Annotated in this window: 19 protein-coding genes and 1 riboswitch; of the genes, 4 read left to right on the forward strand and 15 right to left on the reverse strand. The window is 64.9% G+C overall.

Annotated elements, in window-relative coordinates; all coding sequences use genetic code 11:
• Nucleotides 1–59: 59 nt before the first annotated feature.
• From cobO to ttcA, 10 genes are all read right to left on the reverse strand, one after another.
• Nucleotides 60–671, reverse strand: coding sequence for a cob(I)yrinic acid a,c-diamide adenosyltransferase (cobO, locus tag E8F12_RS27355; protein WP_280328350.1), 612 nt, complete (start codon nt 669–671; stop codon nt 60–62).
• 14 nt (nt 672–685) lie between these two features.
• Nucleotides 686–2,554: a TonB-dependent vitamin B12 receptor gene (gene btuB, locus E8F12_RS27360; protein ID WP_280328389.1), complete on the reverse strand. Its 1,869-nt coding sequence runs from the start codon at nt 2,552–2,554 to the stop codon at nt 686–688.
• A 70-nt stretch (nt 2,555–2,624) separates the two neighbouring features.
• Nucleotides 2,625–2,838, reverse strand: a riboswitch (cobalamin riboswitch).
• Between the two features lie 36 nt (nt 2,839–2,874).
• On the reverse strand, nt 2,875–3,048 hold the full coding sequence (locus E8F12_RS27365; protein WP_280328351.1) for a hypothetical protein: 174 nt from the start codon (nt 3,046–3,048) through the stop codon (nt 2,875–2,877).
• A gap of 5 nt (nt 3,049–3,053) precedes the next feature.
• Nucleotides 3,054–3,374, reverse strand: a complete 321-nt coding sequence (locus E8F12_RS27370) for a hypothetical protein (RefSeq protein ID WP_280287530.1) — start codon at nt 3,372–3,374, stop codon at nt 3,054–3,056.
• Between the two features lie 32 nt (nt 3,375–3,406).
• Nucleotides 3,407–4,057, reverse strand: coding sequence for an O-methyltransferase (locus E8F12_RS27375; protein WP_280328352.1), 651 nt, complete (start codon nt 4,055–4,057; stop codon nt 3,407–3,409).
• Nucleotides 4,058–4,064: 7 nt separating this feature from the next.
• Nucleotides 4,065–4,586 (reverse strand): C40 family peptidase, encoded by a 522-nt coding sequence (locus E8F12_RS27380; protein ID WP_280328353.1) that lies wholly within the window; start codon nt 4,584–4,586, stop codon nt 4,065–4,067.
• 144 nt (nt 4,587–4,730) lie between these two features.
• Nucleotides 4,731–5,345 (reverse strand): C40 family peptidase, encoded by a 615-nt coding sequence (locus tag E8F12_RS27385; RefSeq protein WP_280328354.1) that lies wholly within the window; start codon nt 5,343–5,345, stop codon nt 4,731–4,733.
• A 69-nt stretch (nt 5,346–5,414) separates the two neighbouring features.
• Complete coding sequence (locus tag E8F12_RS27390; protein WP_280328355.1) at nt 5,415–6,179, reverse strand: NAD-dependent deacylase; 765 nt, start codon at nt 6,177–6,179, stop codon at nt 5,415–5,417.
• A gap of 66 nt (nt 6,180–6,245) precedes the next feature.
• Complete coding sequence (locus E8F12_RS27395) at nt 6,246–6,917, reverse strand: DNA-3-methyladenine glycosylase I (protein ID WP_280328356.1); 672 nt, start codon at nt 6,915–6,917, stop codon at nt 6,246–6,248.
• 90 nt (nt 6,918–7,007) lie between these two features.
• Complete coding sequence (gene ttcA / locus E8F12_RS27400) at nt 7,008–7,832, reverse strand: tRNA 2-thiocytidine(32) synthetase TtcA (protein ID WP_280287524.1); 825 nt, start codon at nt 7,830–7,832, stop codon at nt 7,008–7,010.
• Nucleotides 7,833–7,933: 101 nt separating this feature from the next.
• Between ttcA and E8F12_RS27405 the strand changes: the two genes are divergently transcribed.
• The 3 genes from E8F12_RS27405 to E8F12_RS27415 all read left to right on the forward strand — a co-directional run bounded on the left by E8F12_RS27405 (nt 7,934) and on the right by E8F12_RS27415 (nt 9,908).
• Nucleotides 7,934–8,533: a DNA-J related domain-containing protein gene (locus E8F12_RS27405; RefSeq protein ID WP_280328357.1), complete on the forward strand. Its 600-nt coding sequence runs from the start codon at nt 7,934–7,936 to the stop codon at nt 8,531–8,533.
• 155 nt (nt 8,534–8,688) lie between these two features.
• Nucleotides 8,689–9,288 carry a Yip1 family protein gene (locus E8F12_RS27410; protein WP_280287522.1) on the forward strand — a complete coding sequence of 200 codons (600 nt, stop codon included), beginning with the start codon at nt 8,689–8,691 and terminating at the stop codon, nt 9,286–9,288.
• Nucleotides 9,289–9,416: 128 nt separating this feature from the next.
• The gene (locus E8F12_RS27415) at nt 9,417–9,908 is read left to right on the forward strand and encodes a SprT family zinc-dependent metalloprotease (protein WP_280328358.1); all 492 of its coding nucleotides are present in this window, start codon (nt 9,417–9,419) and stop codon (nt 9,906–9,908) included.
• Nucleotides 9,909–10,058: 150 nt separating this feature from the next.
• On the opposite strand, the gene E8F12_RS27420 is transcribed toward E8F12_RS27415, so the two are convergent.
• The 5 genes from E8F12_RS27420 to E8F12_RS27440 form a co-directional block, all read right to left on the reverse strand.
• Entirely contained in the window at nt 10,059–11,240 is a 1,182-nt protein-coding gene (locus E8F12_RS27420; protein ID WP_280328359.1) for a CaiB/BaiF CoA-transferase family protein, read from the reverse strand.
• Between the two features lie 20 nt (nt 11,241–11,260).
• On the reverse strand, nt 11,261–12,898 hold the full coding sequence (locus E8F12_RS27425; RefSeq protein WP_280328360.1) for an AMP-binding protein: 1,638 nt from the start codon (nt 12,896–12,898) through the stop codon (nt 11,261–11,263).
• Nucleotides 12,899–12,950: 52 nt separating this feature from the next.
• Complete coding sequence (locus E8F12_RS27430; RefSeq protein WP_280328361.1) at nt 12,951–13,781, reverse strand: amidohydrolase family protein; 831 nt, start codon at nt 13,779–13,781, stop codon at nt 12,951–12,953.
• 92 nt (nt 13,782–13,873) lie between these two features.
• Nucleotides 13,874–15,013, reverse strand: a complete 1,140-nt coding sequence (locus tag E8F12_RS27435; RefSeq protein ID WP_280328362.1) for an acyl-CoA dehydrogenase family protein — start codon at nt 15,011–15,013, stop codon at nt 13,874–13,876.
• A gap of 232 nt (nt 15,014–15,245) precedes the next feature.
• Nucleotides 15,246–16,541 (reverse strand): dicarboxylate/amino acid:cation symporter, encoded by a 1,296-nt coding sequence (locus E8F12_RS27440; protein ID WP_280328363.1) that lies wholly within the window; start codon nt 16,539–16,541, stop codon nt 15,246–15,248.
• A gap of 324 nt (nt 16,542–16,865) precedes the next feature.
• On the opposite strand from E8F12_RS27440, the gene E8F12_RS27445 reads away from it, so the two are divergent.
• Nucleotides 16,866–17,864, forward strand: a complete 999-nt coding sequence (locus tag E8F12_RS27445; protein WP_280328364.1) for an AraC family transcriptional regulator — start codon at nt 16,866–16,868, stop codon at nt 17,862–17,864.
• Nucleotides 17,865–17,882 lie beyond the last annotated feature (18 nt).

The raw sequence follows: 17,882 nt of genomic DNA on the forward strand, positions 1-17,882 counted from the left end.
AACCCTCTCCCCGGCCCTCTCCCTGAAGGGAGAGGGAGTAGAAGCAACCGTGCGGGGCATCAGAACTCCACGCCTTTCTGGGCCTTCACGCCGGCCTTGAAGGCGTGCTTGACCAGGGTCATTTCGGTGACGGTGTCGGCGGCATCGATCAGCCCCTGGGGCGCGCCGCGGCCGGTGGCGACCACGTGCTGCCGCTCCGGGCGGGATTCGATGTCCCTGAGTACCTCTTCCAGCTCCAGGTAGCCGTGCTTGAGGGCGATATTCAGCTCATCCAGCACCACCAGGCCCACCTGCGGGTCATCCAACAGGGTGCGCGCCACGGCCCAGGCCTGCCGGGCCTTCTCGATGTCGCGCTGGCGGTCCTGGGTGTCCCAGGTGTAGCCCTCGCCCATCACGTGGTAGCTGACTTCTTCGGGGAAGCGGCGGAAGAAGTTCTCCTCGCCGGTGGACATGCCGCCCTTGATGAACTGCACCACGCCCACCTTGAGGCCGTGGCCGAGGGCGCGGGCCACCATGCCGAAGGCCGAGCTGCTCTTGCCCTTGCCGTTGCCGGTATGCACCAGCAGCAGGCCGTACTCGTCCCGGGCCTGGGCGATCTTTTCGTCGACGACGGCCTTCTTGCGTTGCATGCGCGCCTTGTGGCGGGCGTCGCGGTCGGCGGATTCGGTCATGGGGTCACCTCGGTTCAAAGGGCTTGATAACGGACGGTGAAAAACACTGCCTGCCCGGGCTGGTTGTAGTCCAGTGCGGTTTCGTAGTCGGCATCCAGCAGGTTGGTCACCTTGGCCTGCAGGCGCCATTCTTCAGTCAGCCAGTATTCGCCGCGCAGGTCGACGGTGGCATAACCGGCCACCTGCTTCCGGTTGGCCAGGTCATCGTAGCTGCTGCCTTCGGCGTGCAGGGTCGCCCCCAGGCCGAACTGGCCGATGCGGCGATCGACATCCAGGTTGAAGGCTTCGCGCGCCCGGCGTGGCAATTCATTGCCGGCGTTGGCGTCGGAACTGCGGTTCTCGGTATCGATGAAGCTGGCGTTGGCGCTCCAGTTCCAGCCCAGCCATCGGCTGCCGAGGACCAGCTCCAGGCCATCGACACGGGCTTTGCCGATGTTGTTCGGCCCGCCGAATCGGCCAAGGGTGGAGTCGTAGGCAATCAGATCATCGACATGGGTCCGGTAGGCGTTGATCGACCAGTGCCCCCAGCCATACTGACCAGAGAGGCCGGCTTCGAAGCTTTCCGAAGTTTCCGCATCCAGATCCGGATTGCCATAGCCGGGGTAATAGAGCTCGTTGAAGCTCGGCGCCTTGAAGGCGGTGCCATAACTCAGGCTGAAGCGCAGGGCGTCGGTCAGGGCATAGCCCCAGGCGGCGCTGCCGGTGTCGTGGGTGCCGAACTGTTCGTTGTCGTCACGGCGCAGGCTGAGTTGCCAGTCCTGGCGGCCGTACTCGCCGAGGTACTGGGCGAACCAGCCCTTGTTCAGGCGCGAGTCCTTGGCGAAGGCGGTGGAGCCGCTCACGCTATCCCGCTGCCAGTCGTAGCCCAGGGTCAGCACATGGCCCTCGGCCAGGGTCAGGTCGTTGAGCCAGGAGGCGCTGTCGCGCTGGGAGTCGAAGCGTGCATCGAAGATGCCGTCGGTGTGGCTGGTGGACTTGTCCTCGCTGCGACCGGCCTGCAGGGTCACATCCCAGGTTTCCGATGGGCTGAAGCGCGCCCGGCCGCCGGCCAGTTCCTGGCGGTTGTCGGCATTGGCATTGTGACCGCCGGCAGGGTGCAGGAAGCCGCTGCTGTCGATGTCGTCGTAGTCGTTGTGGGCCTTGGTCCGCATCAGCGTGCCGTCCAGCTCCAGGCCGTTTTCGAAGCGGTAACCGGCGCGGAGGGTGCCCGAGAGATTGCGGTAGCCGTCGGCATCGGGCTCGTAATAGTCGCTGCCCTGGCGGCGGGAGTTGATGCCGTCGGAGTCCTGGCTGCTGACGCCGAGGTTGTACCAGCCCTGGTCGTCCCCGCCGGAAACGCCGGCGCTGCCTTCATAGCTGTCGTGGGTACCGTAGCCGGCGGAGAACCAGGGCTTGGCGCCGCCCTTCCCGCCCTTGCGGGTGAAGATCTGGATGACGCCGCCTATGGCTTCGGAACCATAGAGGCTGGAGCGCGGACCACGGACCACCTCGATGCGCTCGATCAGCTCCACGGGCAGGTCCTGGAAGGCGGTGATGCCGGCGCTCACCGACCCCACCTTGATGCCATCGATCAGCACCAGCACATGATCGGATTCGCTGCCGCGCAGGAAAACGGTGGTGTTCTTGCCCGGCCCGCCGTTGTTGCTGAGGGTCACGCCCGGCACCTTGCGCAGCAACTCGGGCACCGAACGCGCCTGGCTGCGCTCGATCTCCTCGCGGTCGATCACAGTGGTGGAGGCCAGGCTGGCACGCACCGGCCGCTCGCTGCGGGTGGCGGTGACCACCTGCTCGTCGAGGGTCAGGGGCGCCGCCGCCAGGAAGGGGGAAATGGATGTGCCGCCGAGCAGCGCGAACGCCGCCGGCCTGATGAAAGGCTTGCGAATCAAGGTCTGGATCTCCGTCGTGCCACCCGCGCGACATCTACAAGGGGTACTGCATGCGGAACAGCTCCGCGATGCCCTGCTTGCGCCAGGCCGGTCTCCGGGCTTGCGAGTGGAGCGGAGGCTCCCGTGCCGCGCCTTCCCATGCCTGAGCACAGTGGCTTATTGCGGCGTTCTACTCGCCTACCGTTGCGGGGGCAGCGCCGGATTCTTCGACGGAATGGACCGGCTTCCCTGTTTCACCCCTTAGGCCAAGGCCAAGGGGCACCTGAGGCAGCGGCGAAGGTTAGAGGGTTGGGGGGGTGAGCGTCAAACCTGGCGGACTAGTCAGCCAATTCGGGCGTGATCAGGTCGAGTGTCGGGAAATAGGTTCGATAGCGCCGGTTGTCCCGTGTCAGAAGTGCCAGCCCCTCCACTGCGGCGTGGGCACCGATGAAGAAGTCAGCCGGGACATTCTGCTTGCTGCCGCCGGCCTTGCGATAGCGGGCTCCCAACAAGACTATCAGTGCCTGGGCGTGAACCCCGCCGGCTTTCCGGCCAGCCAGTCGACGAAGCTGCGCAGGCGCTCGTCGCCCAGCAAGGCTTCGCGGCTGTTGAAGGTCAGGGCCAGTTCCTTTTCGCTGAATAGCCGATGGATCTGGTTATGGCAGGGTCGGCAGACCCAGAGGGTCGCGGTGATGCGTTCGCTCTTTACGAAGCGTTTCTGCACATAGGGCTTGTCGTGCAGGGCCTTGGGGATCAGGTGATGGCGGGTCAGCGCAGCGGCGCGGCCGCAGAGTTCGCAGGCGTCGGGCTGGGGCGGAAGTCGGATGGGTTCAGGCATGGTCGCGGGGCACTGTCGCCCTCCCCCACTGGTCAGCGTTTGCGGCAGATTGTCAGGCCATCACCCAGCGGCAGCAGCGAAAGGTCGACCCGCACATCGCTCTTCAGCGCCCGGTTCAGCGCCTGGATGGCGCGGGTGTCGATGCTGTCCGGCTCGGCTTCGAGCACGCGGCCGCTCCAGAGCACATTGTCGAAGAGGATCAGCCCGCCCTGGCGCACCAGACGCAAGGCCTCCTCCAGATAGGCCGGGTAATTGGCCTTGTCGGCGTCGATGAAGGCCAGGTCGAAGCTGCCCGCTTCCAACGCGGCCAGGGTGTCCAGCGCGGGCGCCAGGCGCAGGTCGATGCGCTCAGCCAGCCCCGCCTCCTGCCAATAGCGGCGGGCGACGGCGTTGTAGTCGCCGGGCAGGTCGCAGCAGACCAGTTGGCCGTCGTCAGGTAGTTCGGCCGCCATGCACAGGGCACTGTAGCCGGTGAAAGTACCCACCTCGAGGATGCGTCGGGCGCCAATGAGCCTGACCAGCAGCGCCATGAACTGCCCCTGCTCCGGGGCGATCTGCCAGCGCGCCATGGGCATGGCCGCGGTTTCGGCACGCAACCGCTGCAGCAGCGGCGCCTCCCGCAGCGAGACGTCGAGGAGGTAGCCGTAGAGGGCGTCGTCGAGGTTCAGCGTGCGGTTGGTCATGGGCACCTCAGGGAGTGCGGGCCAGGCGTGGATCGAAGATTACGCGCTTGGCGCTCAGGTAGCTTCTCTGCCAGTAGCTGTTCGACAGGCTGTCCAGGCGCACCGTTCCGCCGGTGCGCGGCGCGTGGACGAAGCGCCCTTCGCCCACATAGATGCCGGCATGACTGACCTGGCCGCCGCCATTGGTGGCGAAGAACACCAGGTCGCCGCTCTGCAGCGCGTTGATGCCGACACTGGGCGCGCGCATGGCGATCATCTCGCGGGTGGAGCGTGGAAGGCTGATGCCGGCAGCGTCGCGGTAGACGTAACCGATCAGGCCGCTGCAGTCGAAACCGCTGTCCGGGGTGTTGCCGCCCCAGCGGTAGGGCGTGCCGACCAGGCCCAACGCGCGGAACAGCACGTCGTCGGCAACGGGCGAGAACTGCGGAGCCGGCGAGGTGATGACGGGCGGGGGCGGAGGCGCCTTGCTCGCGCAAGCGGTGAGCAGCGCAGCCAGGGCAAGAATGGCGAGGCGGTCCGGTGCGAGCATGACAAGTCAGTCCTGACTTGAGGAATGCACGCTAATTTGCTGATCTCACAGTGATATTGCAAGCGAAAGCTGCGCGAGCGGGTAGAAAAACGCCGAGGCGGCCTGGAAAGGCCGCCTCGGCGTGGGGTCTGGAGCGGGTCCGGATCAGCGCTGCAGCGAGTGGCGCAGCGGGCTGTTCATCGCCAGGACACGCTTGGCTTCCATGTAGCTGGCCTTCCAGTAGCGGTCGTCGAGGCTGTCGACACGCACGCCGCCGCTGCGGCTGCTGCTGGAGTGGATGAACTGATCGTCGCCTATATAGATGCCGGCATGGCTGACGCGGCCACGGCCACGGTTGTTGAAGAACACGATATCGCCGGGCTTCAACTCGCTGCGGGCGATTACCGGGGCGTCCAGGTTGATCATCTCGCGAGTGGAGCGCGGCAGCTGGATACCGGCCTCTTCCTTGAACAGGTAGCCGACGAAGCCGCTGCAGTCGAAGCCGGTCTTCAGCGAACGGCCGCCGAAGCGGTAAGGGGTGCCCACCAGTTCGTAACCGCGCTCGAGCAGGCCATCGGCCAGGGAGGGCATCTGATAGGGCTGGTCGTCGGTGAGATCGGCCAGGTCCTTGATGCTCGGTTCGTTCAGCAGCGAATCGGGCGCACCATCGGCCACCGGGGCCTGAGTCTGGAACTGGGGTTGCTGCTGCACATTACCTGCGCAAGCGGCGAGAAACAGGGCGAACGTCAGGGGCACGAGGGGTGCGAAGCGCTTCAGCATGGGCACGACCGTGTCGAGTGTTTTTTGAAGAAGGCGCGACTATGCCTTCTATCACCCTGATATGCAAATTTAATCGCCTGAAATGTGACTTATCAGTCCTTGCAGAACATCTAAGGCCTTTCCTTGCAGATGAACATCGACCACCGGGCTGAGATCGGTGCGAGCCGGGTTGATTTCCACGGTGAAACCGCCTGCCTGGCGGGTGCGGACAACGGGCTCGATGATGTAGGGAAAGCTCGCCGTGGTTCCCACCGAGATCACCGCATCGAATCCCTTGCGAAGCTCGGCGTAGAGGCTGTCGATGGCTTGCTCAGGGAGCATTTCCTCGAACAACACCACGGGCGGACGGAGAATACCACCACACTCATGACATTTGGGAGGCATTTCCCCTGCCAGATGTCGGGCCAGGTCGGGACTTTCCGCCCCGCAGGATTGGCAGTAGAGCGGCGACAGTTCGCCGTGGATCTCGATCAGCCGCTCCGGTGGCGAACCCGCCTGGCGATGGTAGCCGTCGATGTTCTGGGTCAGCACCCAGCATTCGGGCTTGAGCCGCTGCAGCTCGGCGATGGCTTCATGGCCGGCATTTGGCCGGGCGTCCATGCAGGCGCGCCCCAGTTGGGCGAGGTATTTCCAGCAAAGCGCCGGGTTGCGCCGCAGCATGGGCCCGGAGAGGGCCTCTTCGATGGGCAGCCCCTCCTCCGTCACGCCGTTGTAGAGCCCGCCAAGCCCGCGGTAGGTGGGCAGGCCGGAGTCAGCCGACAGCCCCGCCCCGGTAATGACCAGGATTCTCTCGGCGGCCTTCAGAGCCGCCGCCACACGCTGGATATCCGACATTTCCCGCCCCCTGTTCCTGACCGCGCCCAGTGTCCGCCCGTAGCGAAGGCCAGCGCAACCGCGTGATCAGTGGTTGACGGTGTGCGCCAGCATCACCGAAAGCTGGCAAAGGGGCCTGCCGCTTTCGGCATGCCACTGGTTGAAGGCGGCCTGGACCTGGGCCAGGTCCTTCTGGCTGGTGGGCGCCTTGTCGATGATGTCCTGGGCCTTGAGGGCGGCGACCATATCATCGGTAGGAATGAAGGTGTCCTTGCCGACCATGCGCAGGAAGCGCGGCGCCGATAGCCCACCCAGTTGGCTGCCACGCTTGGCGAGGAATTTCCACAGCCCGACTATGTCGGTCACGGGCCAGTCGGCGATCAGCGAACCGAAGCTGCCTTTCTCCCGCGCCACGTCCATTACGAACTGGGCATTGCGCGGCACGCTCTTGAGCTTGCCCAGGTGGCGGATCAGCCGGGTGTCCTGCATCAGCCGCTCCAGGTGCTCGGCGCTCATCAGCACCACCTTCTCCGGGGCGAAGCCGAAGAACACCTCTTCGAAGGCGGGCCACTTGGCATCCACCAGGCTGTGCTTGAGCCCCGCGCGAAACACCCGCAGGGCGATCAGCGACAGGTAGCGGTCATCAGGGAGTGCCCGCAGCTCGGCATCGCTGCGCGGCTGCGGCAGGCGCGCTTCCAGGGCTTCGGCCGAGCCGAAGCGGTTCAGGCAGTACTCGTTGAGCCAGCGGTAGTCGCGCATGCAATGTCCTTTCGATGCGGAAACGATTCCCTGTAGGAGCCAGCTTGCTGGCGAACCTTCGCGAGCAAGCTCGCTCCTACAAGGGCAAGGTCAGATATTGACCACGTCCAGCGTGCGTGGCGCCGCGGTTTCGTCGATGCGCAGGCTGGCAAAGTCGAAGAGGTTGCGGTCGGCCAGTTGCGAGGGCACCACATTCTGCAGGGCGCGGAACATGATCTCGGTGCGGCCCGGCGACTTGCGCTCCCAGTCCTGGAGCATTTCCTTGACCACCTGGCGCTGCAGGTTCTCCTGGGAGCCGCAGAGGTTGCACGGGATGATCGGGAACTCCTTGAGGATGGAATACGCCTCGATGTCGGCCTCGTTGCAGTAGGCCAGCGGGCGGATCACCACGTTGCGGCCGTCGTCGGCGCGCAGCTTCGGCGGCATGGCCTTGAGGGTGCCGCCGTAGAACATGTTGAGGAAGAAGGTTTCCAGGATGTCGTCGCGATGGTGACCGAGGGCCATCTTGGTCGCACCGATCTCGTCCGCGAAGGTGTAGAGCGTGCCACGGCGCAGGCGCGAGCAGAGCGAGCAGGTGGTCTTGCCTTCCGGGATTTTCTCCTTCACCACCGAGTAGGTGTCCTTCTCGATGATGTGGTACGCCACGCCGATGGACTCCAGGTAGGCCGGCAGCACGTGTTCGGGGAAGCCCGGCTGCTTCTGGTCCATGTTCACGGCGACGATCTCGAACTTGATCGGCGCGACCTTCTGCAGGTACAGCAGCACGTCCAGCATGGTGTAGCTGTCCTTGCCGCCGGACAGGCAGACCATGACCTTGTCGCCATCCTCGATCATGTTGAAGTCGGCGATGGCCTCGCCGGCCAGGCGGCGGATGCGTTTCTGCAGTTTGTTCTGGTTGACCGAAAGGGTGCCCATGGTGCTCTGGAATCCGGGGGGAGATGCGAAAAGCTGGCTATTTTACGCACAAAGCGCGCGCGGCCCCAGCCCCATCGACAGCCTGTGCTAGGCTCCCGCCGATGAACAGCGACCTCGACCCCGCCCTGGACCTCAGCGACCAGCTCCACGAACTCTTGCGCGGGGCGCCCGAAGGCTTGAGCGAGTACCAACTGATCCAGGCGCTCAAGGCCCGTCACTCCACCCACATCCCCCACCTCGAACTCACCGACAGACTGGTGCTGTTCCGCACCCACTTCCTGGTGTTCAACGCCCTCTACCTCCTTCGCGACCGGCTGAACGGCGAGGGCCTCGCCCAGCTCGCCATCAGCCCCTTGTGCGTCCAGTTGTTGCCATACGAAGCCGGGGCGACGGCAGCCCTCAGCGAACTGGACCCGCTGCGGAACTACTACCTGGACCTGAAGAACCTGCGGGAAACCACCGAAGAGGATGTGGAACGGCTGCTGGCCAGCTTCTGGACGCGCATGCAGGGCAGCGAGGAAAAGCTCGCGGCCCTGGAGTTGTTCGGCCTGCACGATGGCAGCCAGCCACTCAGCCTGGCCCTGATCAAGCAGCGCTATCGCCAGCTGGTGAGCCTGCACCACCCCGATCGGGGCGGCAGCACTTCGCGGCTGCAATCGATCAACAAAGCCATGGAAATACTTCAACGCTATTACAGTTGAGGCTGAATCTTCGATTCGCTCTAAGGCGGCGGCAACTTGCCTGCCTATACTGCGACATAAGGTCGCATAGGTCGGCCGGGCACCGGGTGGCGCTGGCTACGCGCCCCCGGCGCTTCGCTGGGGGGCGACCTCATAATAATGAGGAGGTGTTCAGCATGATCCACCACGTTTGGGGGCTCTTCACCCATCCCGATCAAGAGTGGCAGGAAATTCGTGGCGAAGAGGAAAGCGTCAGCCACATGTACCTCACCCACGTCCTGATCCTTGCTGCAATTCCCGTGATCTCCGCTTATATCGGCACTACCCAGGTGGGCTGGGTCCTGGGCAAGGGCGATCCCGTCATGCTCACCCAGGCCAGTGCAATGCAGATGTCCATCATGTCCTACCTGGCGATGCTGGCCGGCGTGGCGGTGATGGGTGGCTTCATCCACTGGATGGCGCGCACCTACGACGCCAACCCGAGCGTCACCGAGTGCATCGTCTTCGCCGCCTACTGCGCCACCCCGCTGTTCATCGGCGGCCTGGCGGCGCTCTACCCACACCTGTGGTTTGGCGCGACGGTGGGCACTCTGGCCATCTGTTACACGGTGTACTTGCTCTACGTGGGCATCCCCACCTTCATGAACATTCCCAAGGACGAAGGCTTCCTGTTCTCCAGCTCGGTGCTGGCGGTGGGTCTGGTGGTGCTGGTGGCGATGATCGCGTCGGCCGTGATCCTCTGGGGCTTCGGCCTGGGGCCGGTGTACACCAGCTGATGATCTCCTTCTGACAACGAGGCCGCCTGCGGGCGGCCTTTTCCGTTTGGGCGAGGATGACCACTCGGCGTCATCGTCTCCGGAAGGGCACGGCTTTGCGGCATAATTCCGCGCCAACGGAGTGCCCTATGCCCGAGCAGTTACTTGCCCGCGTCGAAACCTGCTACCAGCAGGCCGAAGACTTTTTCAAATGCCGATTCCCCCGCCCCGAAGTGAGCTTCAAGCTGCGCGGGCAGAAAGCCGGCGTCGCCCATCTCGACGAGAACAAGCTGCGCTTCAACCCGCAGCTCTACCGCGAGAACCAGGAAGACTTCCTCCGCCAGACCGTGGCCCACGAAGTGGCGCACCTGGTGGCCCACCAGCTGTTCGGATCGCGCATCCAGCCCCATGGCGAGGAATGGCAGCTGATCATGCGCGGCGTTTACGAGCTGCCGCCCAACCGCTGCCACAACTATGAAGTGAAGCGGCGCAAGGTCACCCGCTACCTCTACCGCTGCGCCTGCCCCGACGGCCATCCCTTCTCCGCCCAACGCCACGCCCTGGTGGCCCGCGGCCGCCGCTACTACTGCCGGCGCTGCCGGGTGACCCTGGTGTTCAGCGGGGAACAGAGCCAGGTGTGAAGCCGGCACAGAGGCAGGGCTTTTCCTGTGGGGGCGAATTCATTCGCTGAGAACCGCGCAGCGGTCCCCTGGACCTTCGAAGGGCAGGCTTTTGGCCTGCATAGCGAATGAATTCGCCCCCACAAGGTTTGCCACGATCAGGCTCCCGCCCTAAGCCGTCACCTTCGCCGCCTTCAGCGCCTCTATCCGTTCAGTGCTCAATCCCAGTTCGGCCAGCACCTCAGCCGTGTGCGAGCCCACCGCTCCGCCAACGTGGCGCGGCGCCGGCAACCCGGCGGAGAACTTGATCGGGCAGGCGATCTGCCGCTGTGGCGGCAAGCCGTCGCGCGGGACGTCCACCACCAGGCCACGGGCTTTGATCTGCGGATGCTCTACCGCCTCGGACAGCGGCAGCATCGGCTCCACGCAGGCATCCAGCGCCGCGAATACCTCCAGCCACTCAGCGTAGTCGCGCTTCTCGAACTCGATCTCGATGGAGCGTTTCAGCTCGCGCTGCTCCTCTGCTTTGGGCGACAGGCCCTTGGCCGCCAACTCCGGCCGACCGATGGCGGCACAGAACTGCTGCATGAATTGCGGCTCCAGGCTGCCCACCGAGAACCAGCGGCCATCGCGGGTGCGGTAGTAGTCGTAGAAGCTGCCGCCGTTGAGCGCCTGGTTCTCCATGTCCGGCTCGACGCCAGCTCCGAGGTAGCCGGCGCCGGCCATGCCGTGCAGGGCGAAAGCGCAGTCGGTCATGCTCACGTCCACCTGCTGGCCCTCCCCCGTGGCCTGGCGATGGATCACCGCCGCCAGCAGGCCCATCACGCCGTGCAGGGAACCGCCGCCAATGTCCGCCAGCTGGACGCCGAGCGGCAGCGGTCCGCTGTCGCGGCGCCCGGTGTAGCTGGCGATGCCGGCCAGGGCCAGGTAGTTGATGTCGTGCCCGGCGCGGTCGCGGTACGGGCCGGTCTGGCCGTAACCGGTGATGGAGACGTAGATCAGCTTCGGGTTGACCGCTTTCAGCGCTTCATAGCCCAGGCCCAGCCGGTCCATCACGCCCGGGCGGAACTGCTCCAGGACAATGTCGTAGTCACGCACCAGTTGTTTGACCAGCTCCACTGCCTCCGGACGTTTCAGGTCCAGGGCGATGCTGCGCTTGTTGCGGTTGAGGTAGGCATGGCTGGTGGACTGGCCGCCGTCATGGGGCGGCAGCACCCGCACCAGGTCCGTACGACTGGGGGATTCCACCCGCAGCACCTCGGCCCCCATGTCGGCCAACAGCAACGAGGCGAACGGCCCCGGCAGCAAGGTAGAGAAGTCGAGGATTTTCAGTGAAGACAGCGGGCCTTTCATGGCGACTCCTGATCTGTTGGTCATTCCCAATGCAGCGCCTGGCGTGCATCGAGACGTTCGACGGCTGGGGCGTAGCGGGCCTCCAGCACGTTGCGGCGAATCTTCATGGTCGGCGTCATGCAGCCGTTATCTACCGTCCAGGGCTCGCGCACCAGTAGCAAATGGCTGACGCGCTCATGGGGCGAGAGGTTGCCGTTGAGTTGCGCCAGTGTGGCCAGCAGGTCGGCCTCCACCCGCGCACGCGCCTGCTCGCGGGCCGCCGGGCTCAGCTCTATCAGCGCCAGGGGCTGGTCGAGGCCGCTGCCCATGAGGCACACCTGCTCCACCCAGTGACTCTTGGCGATTTCGCCTTCGATGGGGGCAGGCGCCACGTACTTGCCCTTGCTGGTCTTGAAGATGTCCTTCACCCGGCCGGTGATGCGCAGGTAGCCCTGGGCATCGATCTCGCCCTTGTCGCCGGTGTGCAACCAACCGTCACGCAGGGTTTCCGCACTCTTGTCGGGCTCCAAGTAGTAGCCGGCCATCAGTGCCGGGCTGCGATAGAGGATCTCGCCGTCTTCGGCGATGCGCACTTCGTTGTCCGGCATCACCCGGCCCACCGAGCCGAAACGCACCTGCCCCGGCCGGTTGAAATTGCCGTAGGCGAAGTTCTCGGTCATGCCGTAGCCCTCGCAGATGGTCAGGCCGATGCGCCGGTACCACTCCAGCAGCGCCACCGGGATGGGCGCGGCGCCGCTCACCAGCACCCGCGCGCGATCCAGGCCAAGCCCACGGCGCACTTGGCGCGCCACCAGGGCGCCCAGCAGCGGGAGGCGTAGCAGGCGGTCGAGCCGGCGCTGCGGCAGCTTTTCCAGCACGCCCTGCTGGAAGCGCGTCCACAGGCGCGGCACCGAGAAAAACTGGGTCGGCCGAACCTCACGCAGGTCCTCGGCGAAGGTCTCGAGGGATTCGACGAAGGCGATGCCCCCGCCGCAATAGAGGCTGTTGGTTTCCACCAGGAAACGCTCGGCGGCATGGGACAGCGGCAGGTAAGAGAAGAACTGGTCGCCCTGCCCCAGGCCCATCTCCACCACCGAGCGGCTGGAGGCGAAGGCGAAGGCCCGTGCTGTCTGCATCACGCCCTTGGGCTGGCCGGTGGTGCCGGAGGTATAGAGGATGCTGAGCAGGTCGTCCGGCTGCTGCTCATGGGCATCACGCAAGGGCTCATGGCTGCTCAGCAACTCGCCCCAGTCGTGGTCGGCGCGCAGGGTCGGATAAGGCATGGCGATGCGCATCACCTCCGCGGGGATGCCCGGCTCCAGGTGTTCGGCGGCGTCCAGCTTGCCGAGGATGATGGCCTTGCATGCGGAGTGGCGCAGCACGTAGCCGATGCTCTCCGCCGACTGCAGCGGGTAGAGCGGCACGCTGACCAGCCCGGCGAGCATGATCGCCAGGTCGCTGAGCACCCACTCGGCGCAGTTCTTGGCCAGTATCGCCACCCGGTCACCCGGTTCGCAGCCCAGCTCGCGCAAGGCACTCGCCAGGCGCCGGGCCTGGTCGTCGGCCTGGCGCCAGGTGACGGGGTACCAAGTGCGCGCCACCGGTTGACGCAGCCAGACGCGGTCCGGACAGGTCGCCACCCAATGGGCGAAACGTTGCAGCGGCAGTTGCTCGCTCATCCCACAGTCCTCTTATTGTTGTTATCGGTTCGACGCCAGATGGCCCGCTACTCTAGAGCTTGAAGACCTTCCGCGCATTGGCGTGGAGGAATTTCTCGCGCACATCGGCCGTCAGGTCGAGCTCGGCCACCTGCTCCATGCAGCGGGAAAGCGAAAGCTGCGGGAAGTTGCTGCCGAACAGCACCTTGTCCTGGCCGTAGCTCTTCATGTACTGCAGCAGCGCCTGGGGGTAGTAGCGCGGCAGGTAGGCGGAGGTGTCGATATAGATGTTGTCGTGCTTCCAGGCGACGCCGATCATCTCCTCGGTCCAGGGGTGGCCGATGTGCCCGGCGACTATGCGCAGCTCCGGAAAGTCCAGCGCCACCTCATCCAGGTAAGGCACCGGCCGGCCGGTTTCCGAAGGCATCAAGGGTCCGGTATGGCCGACCTGGGTGCAGAAGGGAATGTCCAGCTCGATGCACTTGGCATAGAGCGGATAGTAGAGCCGGTGGTTGGGCGGCAGCTTCCACAGCCAGGGCACCACCCGCAGCGCCTTGAAGCCCAGTTCGGTCACCGCCCTCTCCAGCTCGCGCTGGGCGGCCATGGGCTTGCTCATGTCCACCGCGGCGACGCCGACGAAGCGTTCGGGATAGGCGCGGGTGTACTCGGCCACCTCGTCATTGGTACTCACCCAACGCTCGGGCCGGCACCAGGCGCTGAGCATCAGCTTGTCGATGCCGGCGCGGTCCATCTCCGCCACCGTCTCCTCCGGGCTCAGGCCCTTGTCGAGCAGTGCCGTAGTGCCGGACTTCTCGAACAGGCGCACGGCCTCGGGTATCCGCTCGCGGGTGCGGCCGGTGGCCAGTTGGGCCCAAGCGTCGATGGCGCCTCGTGCGTAGGTCATGTCGATAGCCTCAATGGTGTCTGTCCAAGGTGCGCACGGCGCACCCTACGGGGCACATTTGTAGGGTGCGCCATGCGCACCGCTCGCCCGCCTCAGAGCTTCATGCCGCGGCTGATGATCTCTTTCATGATCTCCGAGGTGCCGGCGAAGATGCGCTGGATGCGCGCGTTCGCGTACATCTTGCAGATCGGGTACTCCCACATGTAGCCCCAGCCGCCGTGCAACTGCACGCCCTCATCCACCACCTTGCACAGCAGTTCGGTGGTGAACAGCTTGGCTTCGGCCGCGACTTCCGGGGTGAGCTTCTTCTGGTTGTGGTCCATCACGCAGCGGTCGGTGAAGACCTGGGCGACGTCTATCTGGGTACGCATCTCGGCCAGCTTGAAGCGGGTGTTCTGGAAGGCCGCCACCGGCCGGTCGAAGGCCTTGCGCTCCTTCACGTAGTCGATGGTGGTCAGCAGCGCCGCCTCGGCCCCGGCCACCGCGCCGCAGGCGTTGGTCAGGCGCTCCTGGGCGAGCATGTTCATCAGATAGAAGAAGCCACCCTTGGCATCGCCCAGCAGGTTTTCCTTGGGCACCTTGACGTTGTTGAAGAACAGCTCGGCGGTGTCCTGGCTCTTCATGCCCAGTTTCTTCAGGTTGCGCCCGCGCTCGAAGCCTTCCATGCCCCGCTCCACCAGGAAAAGGCCCATGGCGTGCTTGTTCGCCGGGTCGGTCTTGGCCGCGACTATCACCACGTCGGCCAGCAGGCCGTTGGAGATGAAGACCTTGGAACCGTTGAGGAGGAAGTGGTCACCCTTGTCCACCGCCGTGGAGCGCATGCCCGCCAGGTCGGAACCGGCGCTGGGCTCGGTCATGGCCACCGCGAGGATGGTTTCGCCCCGGATGATCCCCGGCAGGAAACGCGCCTTCTGCTCGGCGTTGCCGTATTCGGCGATGTAGGGGCCACAGAGGGCGGAATGCAGCGGGATCATGAAGCCCGGCTCGTTAATGTAGGCCAGTTCCTCGGCCATGATCTGCTCGTAGCGGAAGTCCTTGAGGCCGGCACCACCGTACTCCTCGTCCGCCCAGGGCAGCAGGAAGCCCATCTCCCCCGCCTTCTGCCAGACACTGCGGTCGACCACGCCGGCGGCCTCCCACTCTTCCTGGTGAGGCACTACTTCCTTCTGCAGGAAGGACCGGAAGGCGTCGCGGAACAGGTTGTGCTCGGTTTCGAAATGAATGCGCTGCATGAAGTGGGCTCCCTGGGCCTGAGTCGTGCCGCAGGTTAGGCGCCAGCCCCTAATACCCTCAATGACGCAAGCGCTCAGGGGCGTTGACCCAATCGGTCAGGCCGCGCACACGGCATTCGCGATTGAAATCGCTCCCACAAAGGGAGAATCGCGGACAAAAAAAAGCCCGGCTACGGGGGCCGGGCCTGAGAAATCCTCCTCACCAGGAGGAGAACGCTGTTGCTCTTGCCGATCAGGCAGCCGTTTGCGGGGCGACGGGCGCGTCGGCCTTGCCGCCGCTGGCCAGTTCGCTTTGCAGGGTGTTTTCGTCCAGCTGCTTGCACCACTTGGCGACAACGATGGTGGCCACGCCGTTGCCGATCAGGTTGGTCAGGGCGCGGGCTTCGGACATGAAGCGGTCGATACCGAGGATCAGCGCCAGGCCGGCGACCGGCAGGGTGCCGACGGCGGACAGAGTGGCGGCCAGCACGATGAAGCCGGAGCCAGTGACGCCAGCGGCGCCCTTGGAGGCGACCAGCAGCACGGCCAACAGGGTCAACTGGTGGGTGAGGTCCATCGGAGTGTCAGTAGCCTGGGCGATGAATACCGCGGCCATGGTCAGGTAGATGGAGGTGCCGTCCAGGTTGAAGGAGTAGCCGGTGGGGATGACCAGGCCGACCACGGACTTGTTCGCACCCAGCTTTTCCATCTTGTTCAGCATACGCGGCAGGGCCGACTCGGAGGAGGACGTGCCGAGCACGATCAGCAGCTCTTCGCGGATGTAGCGGATGAAACGCAGGATGCTGAAGCCGTGGGCACGGGCGATGCCGCCCAGGACCACCAGGATGAAGAACACGCAGGTGATGTAGAAGCACAGCATCAGCTGGCCGAGCTGCACCAGCGAGCCCACACCGTACTGGCCGATGGTGAAGGCCATGGCGCCGAAGGCACCGATGGGGGCGACCTTCATGATCATGTTGATGATGCCGAACATCACGTGGGCGATGCGGTCGATGAACTCCAGCACCGGCTTGCCGTAGTCACCCATGCGCTGCAGGGCGAAGGCGAAGATCACCGAGAAGAACAGCACCTGCAGGATGTCGCCACTGGCGAAGGCGCCGACAATAGTGCTGGGGATCACATTGAGCAGGAAGGCGATGGTGCTCTGCTGTTCGCCGGCGGAGGCGAAGGCGGCGATGCCCTTGGTGTCCAGGGTGGACGGATCGACATGCATGCCGACGCCCGGCTGCACGATATTGACCACCACCAGTCCGATGATCAGGGCGAGGGTGGAGACGATTTCGAAGTAAGCCAGCGCGTAGCCGCCGGTCTTGCCCACTGCCTTCATGTCCTGCATGCCGGCGATGCCGCTGACCACGGTGCAGAAGATGATGGGCGCGATGGCCATCTTGATCAGCTTGACGAAGCCGTCGCCCAGGGGTTTGAGCGCGACACCGGTTTCCGGATAGAAGTGGCCCAGGAGGATGCCGATGGCGATGGCGACAACGACCTGGACGTACAAGCTCTTGTAGAACGGTTGGCGGGACATGGCAGTGTTCCTTTCGAGTGATCCCGACCTGTTCCGTAAGGCCTGGCGTCACCGTGATCGACATATCTCCCTTTCCGGGAGACTTTTGTTGTTGTGCGGTCCAGTCGAATGGACGGCACTGTCCCTATCGCAAGCCCTGTGCCAAACCCGGAAAATAATAAAAGCTCTTTTAAATCAACATGTTAACAATTTAATCGGAATACCTGGGCACACCACTCTGGCGGATTTCCGCCAAGCCCCCAGGGGGATTTCCGCCACTCGCACCCTTGTGGCCGCCTTGGCGAGGGACCTACCATCGGCCTCCCCGGACCACGGAACAGCCCTATGCGCGAGCGCACCATCGCCAGCCATTTCGTCCGTGCCGCCCTGCGCGGCGCCACCCGCCAGGGCGTGGATTGCGTGCCCATCCTGCGCGCCGCCGGCATCCAGCCAGCCCTGCTGGACGAACCCCGCGCACGGGTGGCGCCCGAACAGTTCGCCCGACTGCTGCAAGTGATCTGGGAAACGCTGAACGACGAATACATGGGCTTCGGCCTGCAGCCCAGCAAGCGCGGCACCTTCGCCATGATGTGTCACGCCATCATCCATTGCCGCACCCTGGAAAAGGCCCTTGGCCGGGGCACCCTCTTCTATGGGTTGTTCCCCGATGCGCCGCCCATCACCCTGGAGCGCGACGGCGAATTCGCCGTACTGACGGTGGACGACGCCCTGCTCCAGGACCCGGACCACTTCCTGGTGGAAAGCTTGCTGGTGATCTGGCATCGCCTGGGCAGCTGGTTGATCGGCCAGCGCATCCGCCTGGAGGAAGCCACCTTCAGCTACGCCGAGCCGGCCCATGCCAGCGAGTACGAGCTGCTGTTCACCAGCAACCGCCGCTTCGACGCCCCGCGCATCGGCTTACGCTTCCACGCTCGCTACCTGGCCATGCCGCTGCTGCAGGACGAACGCACCCTCAAACATTTCCTCGAACATTCCCCGGCCGACCTGCTGGCCCGTCCCGACGGCGGCGACACCCTGACCAGCCAGATCCGCCGCTTGCTCGGTCGTGACTGCCGCACTTGGCCGGACCTGGACGCGGTGGCGCAACACCTGCACACCAGCCCGCAGACCCTGCGCCGGCACCTGCGGGAAGAGGGCTCGAGCTTCCAGGAACTCAAGGACCACCTGCGCCGTGATCTGGCCATCTACCACCTGGGCCGGGACGAGCTGTCGATCCAGGACATCGCCGAGCAGCTCGGGTTTTCCGAGCCTTCGGCCTTCCACCGGGCCTTCAAGAAATGGACGGGGCTGACGCCGGGGGCGTATCGGGCGCAGGAGGCCTGATCGCTTCAGTCGCAATGA

Origin of the sequence: Pseudomonas sp. BN102 (assembly GCF_029871245.1) — a bacterium.
In the GTDB taxonomy this organism is placed as follows: Bacteria; Pseudomonadota; Gammaproteobacteria; order Pseudomonadales; family Pseudomonadaceae; genus Metapseudomonas.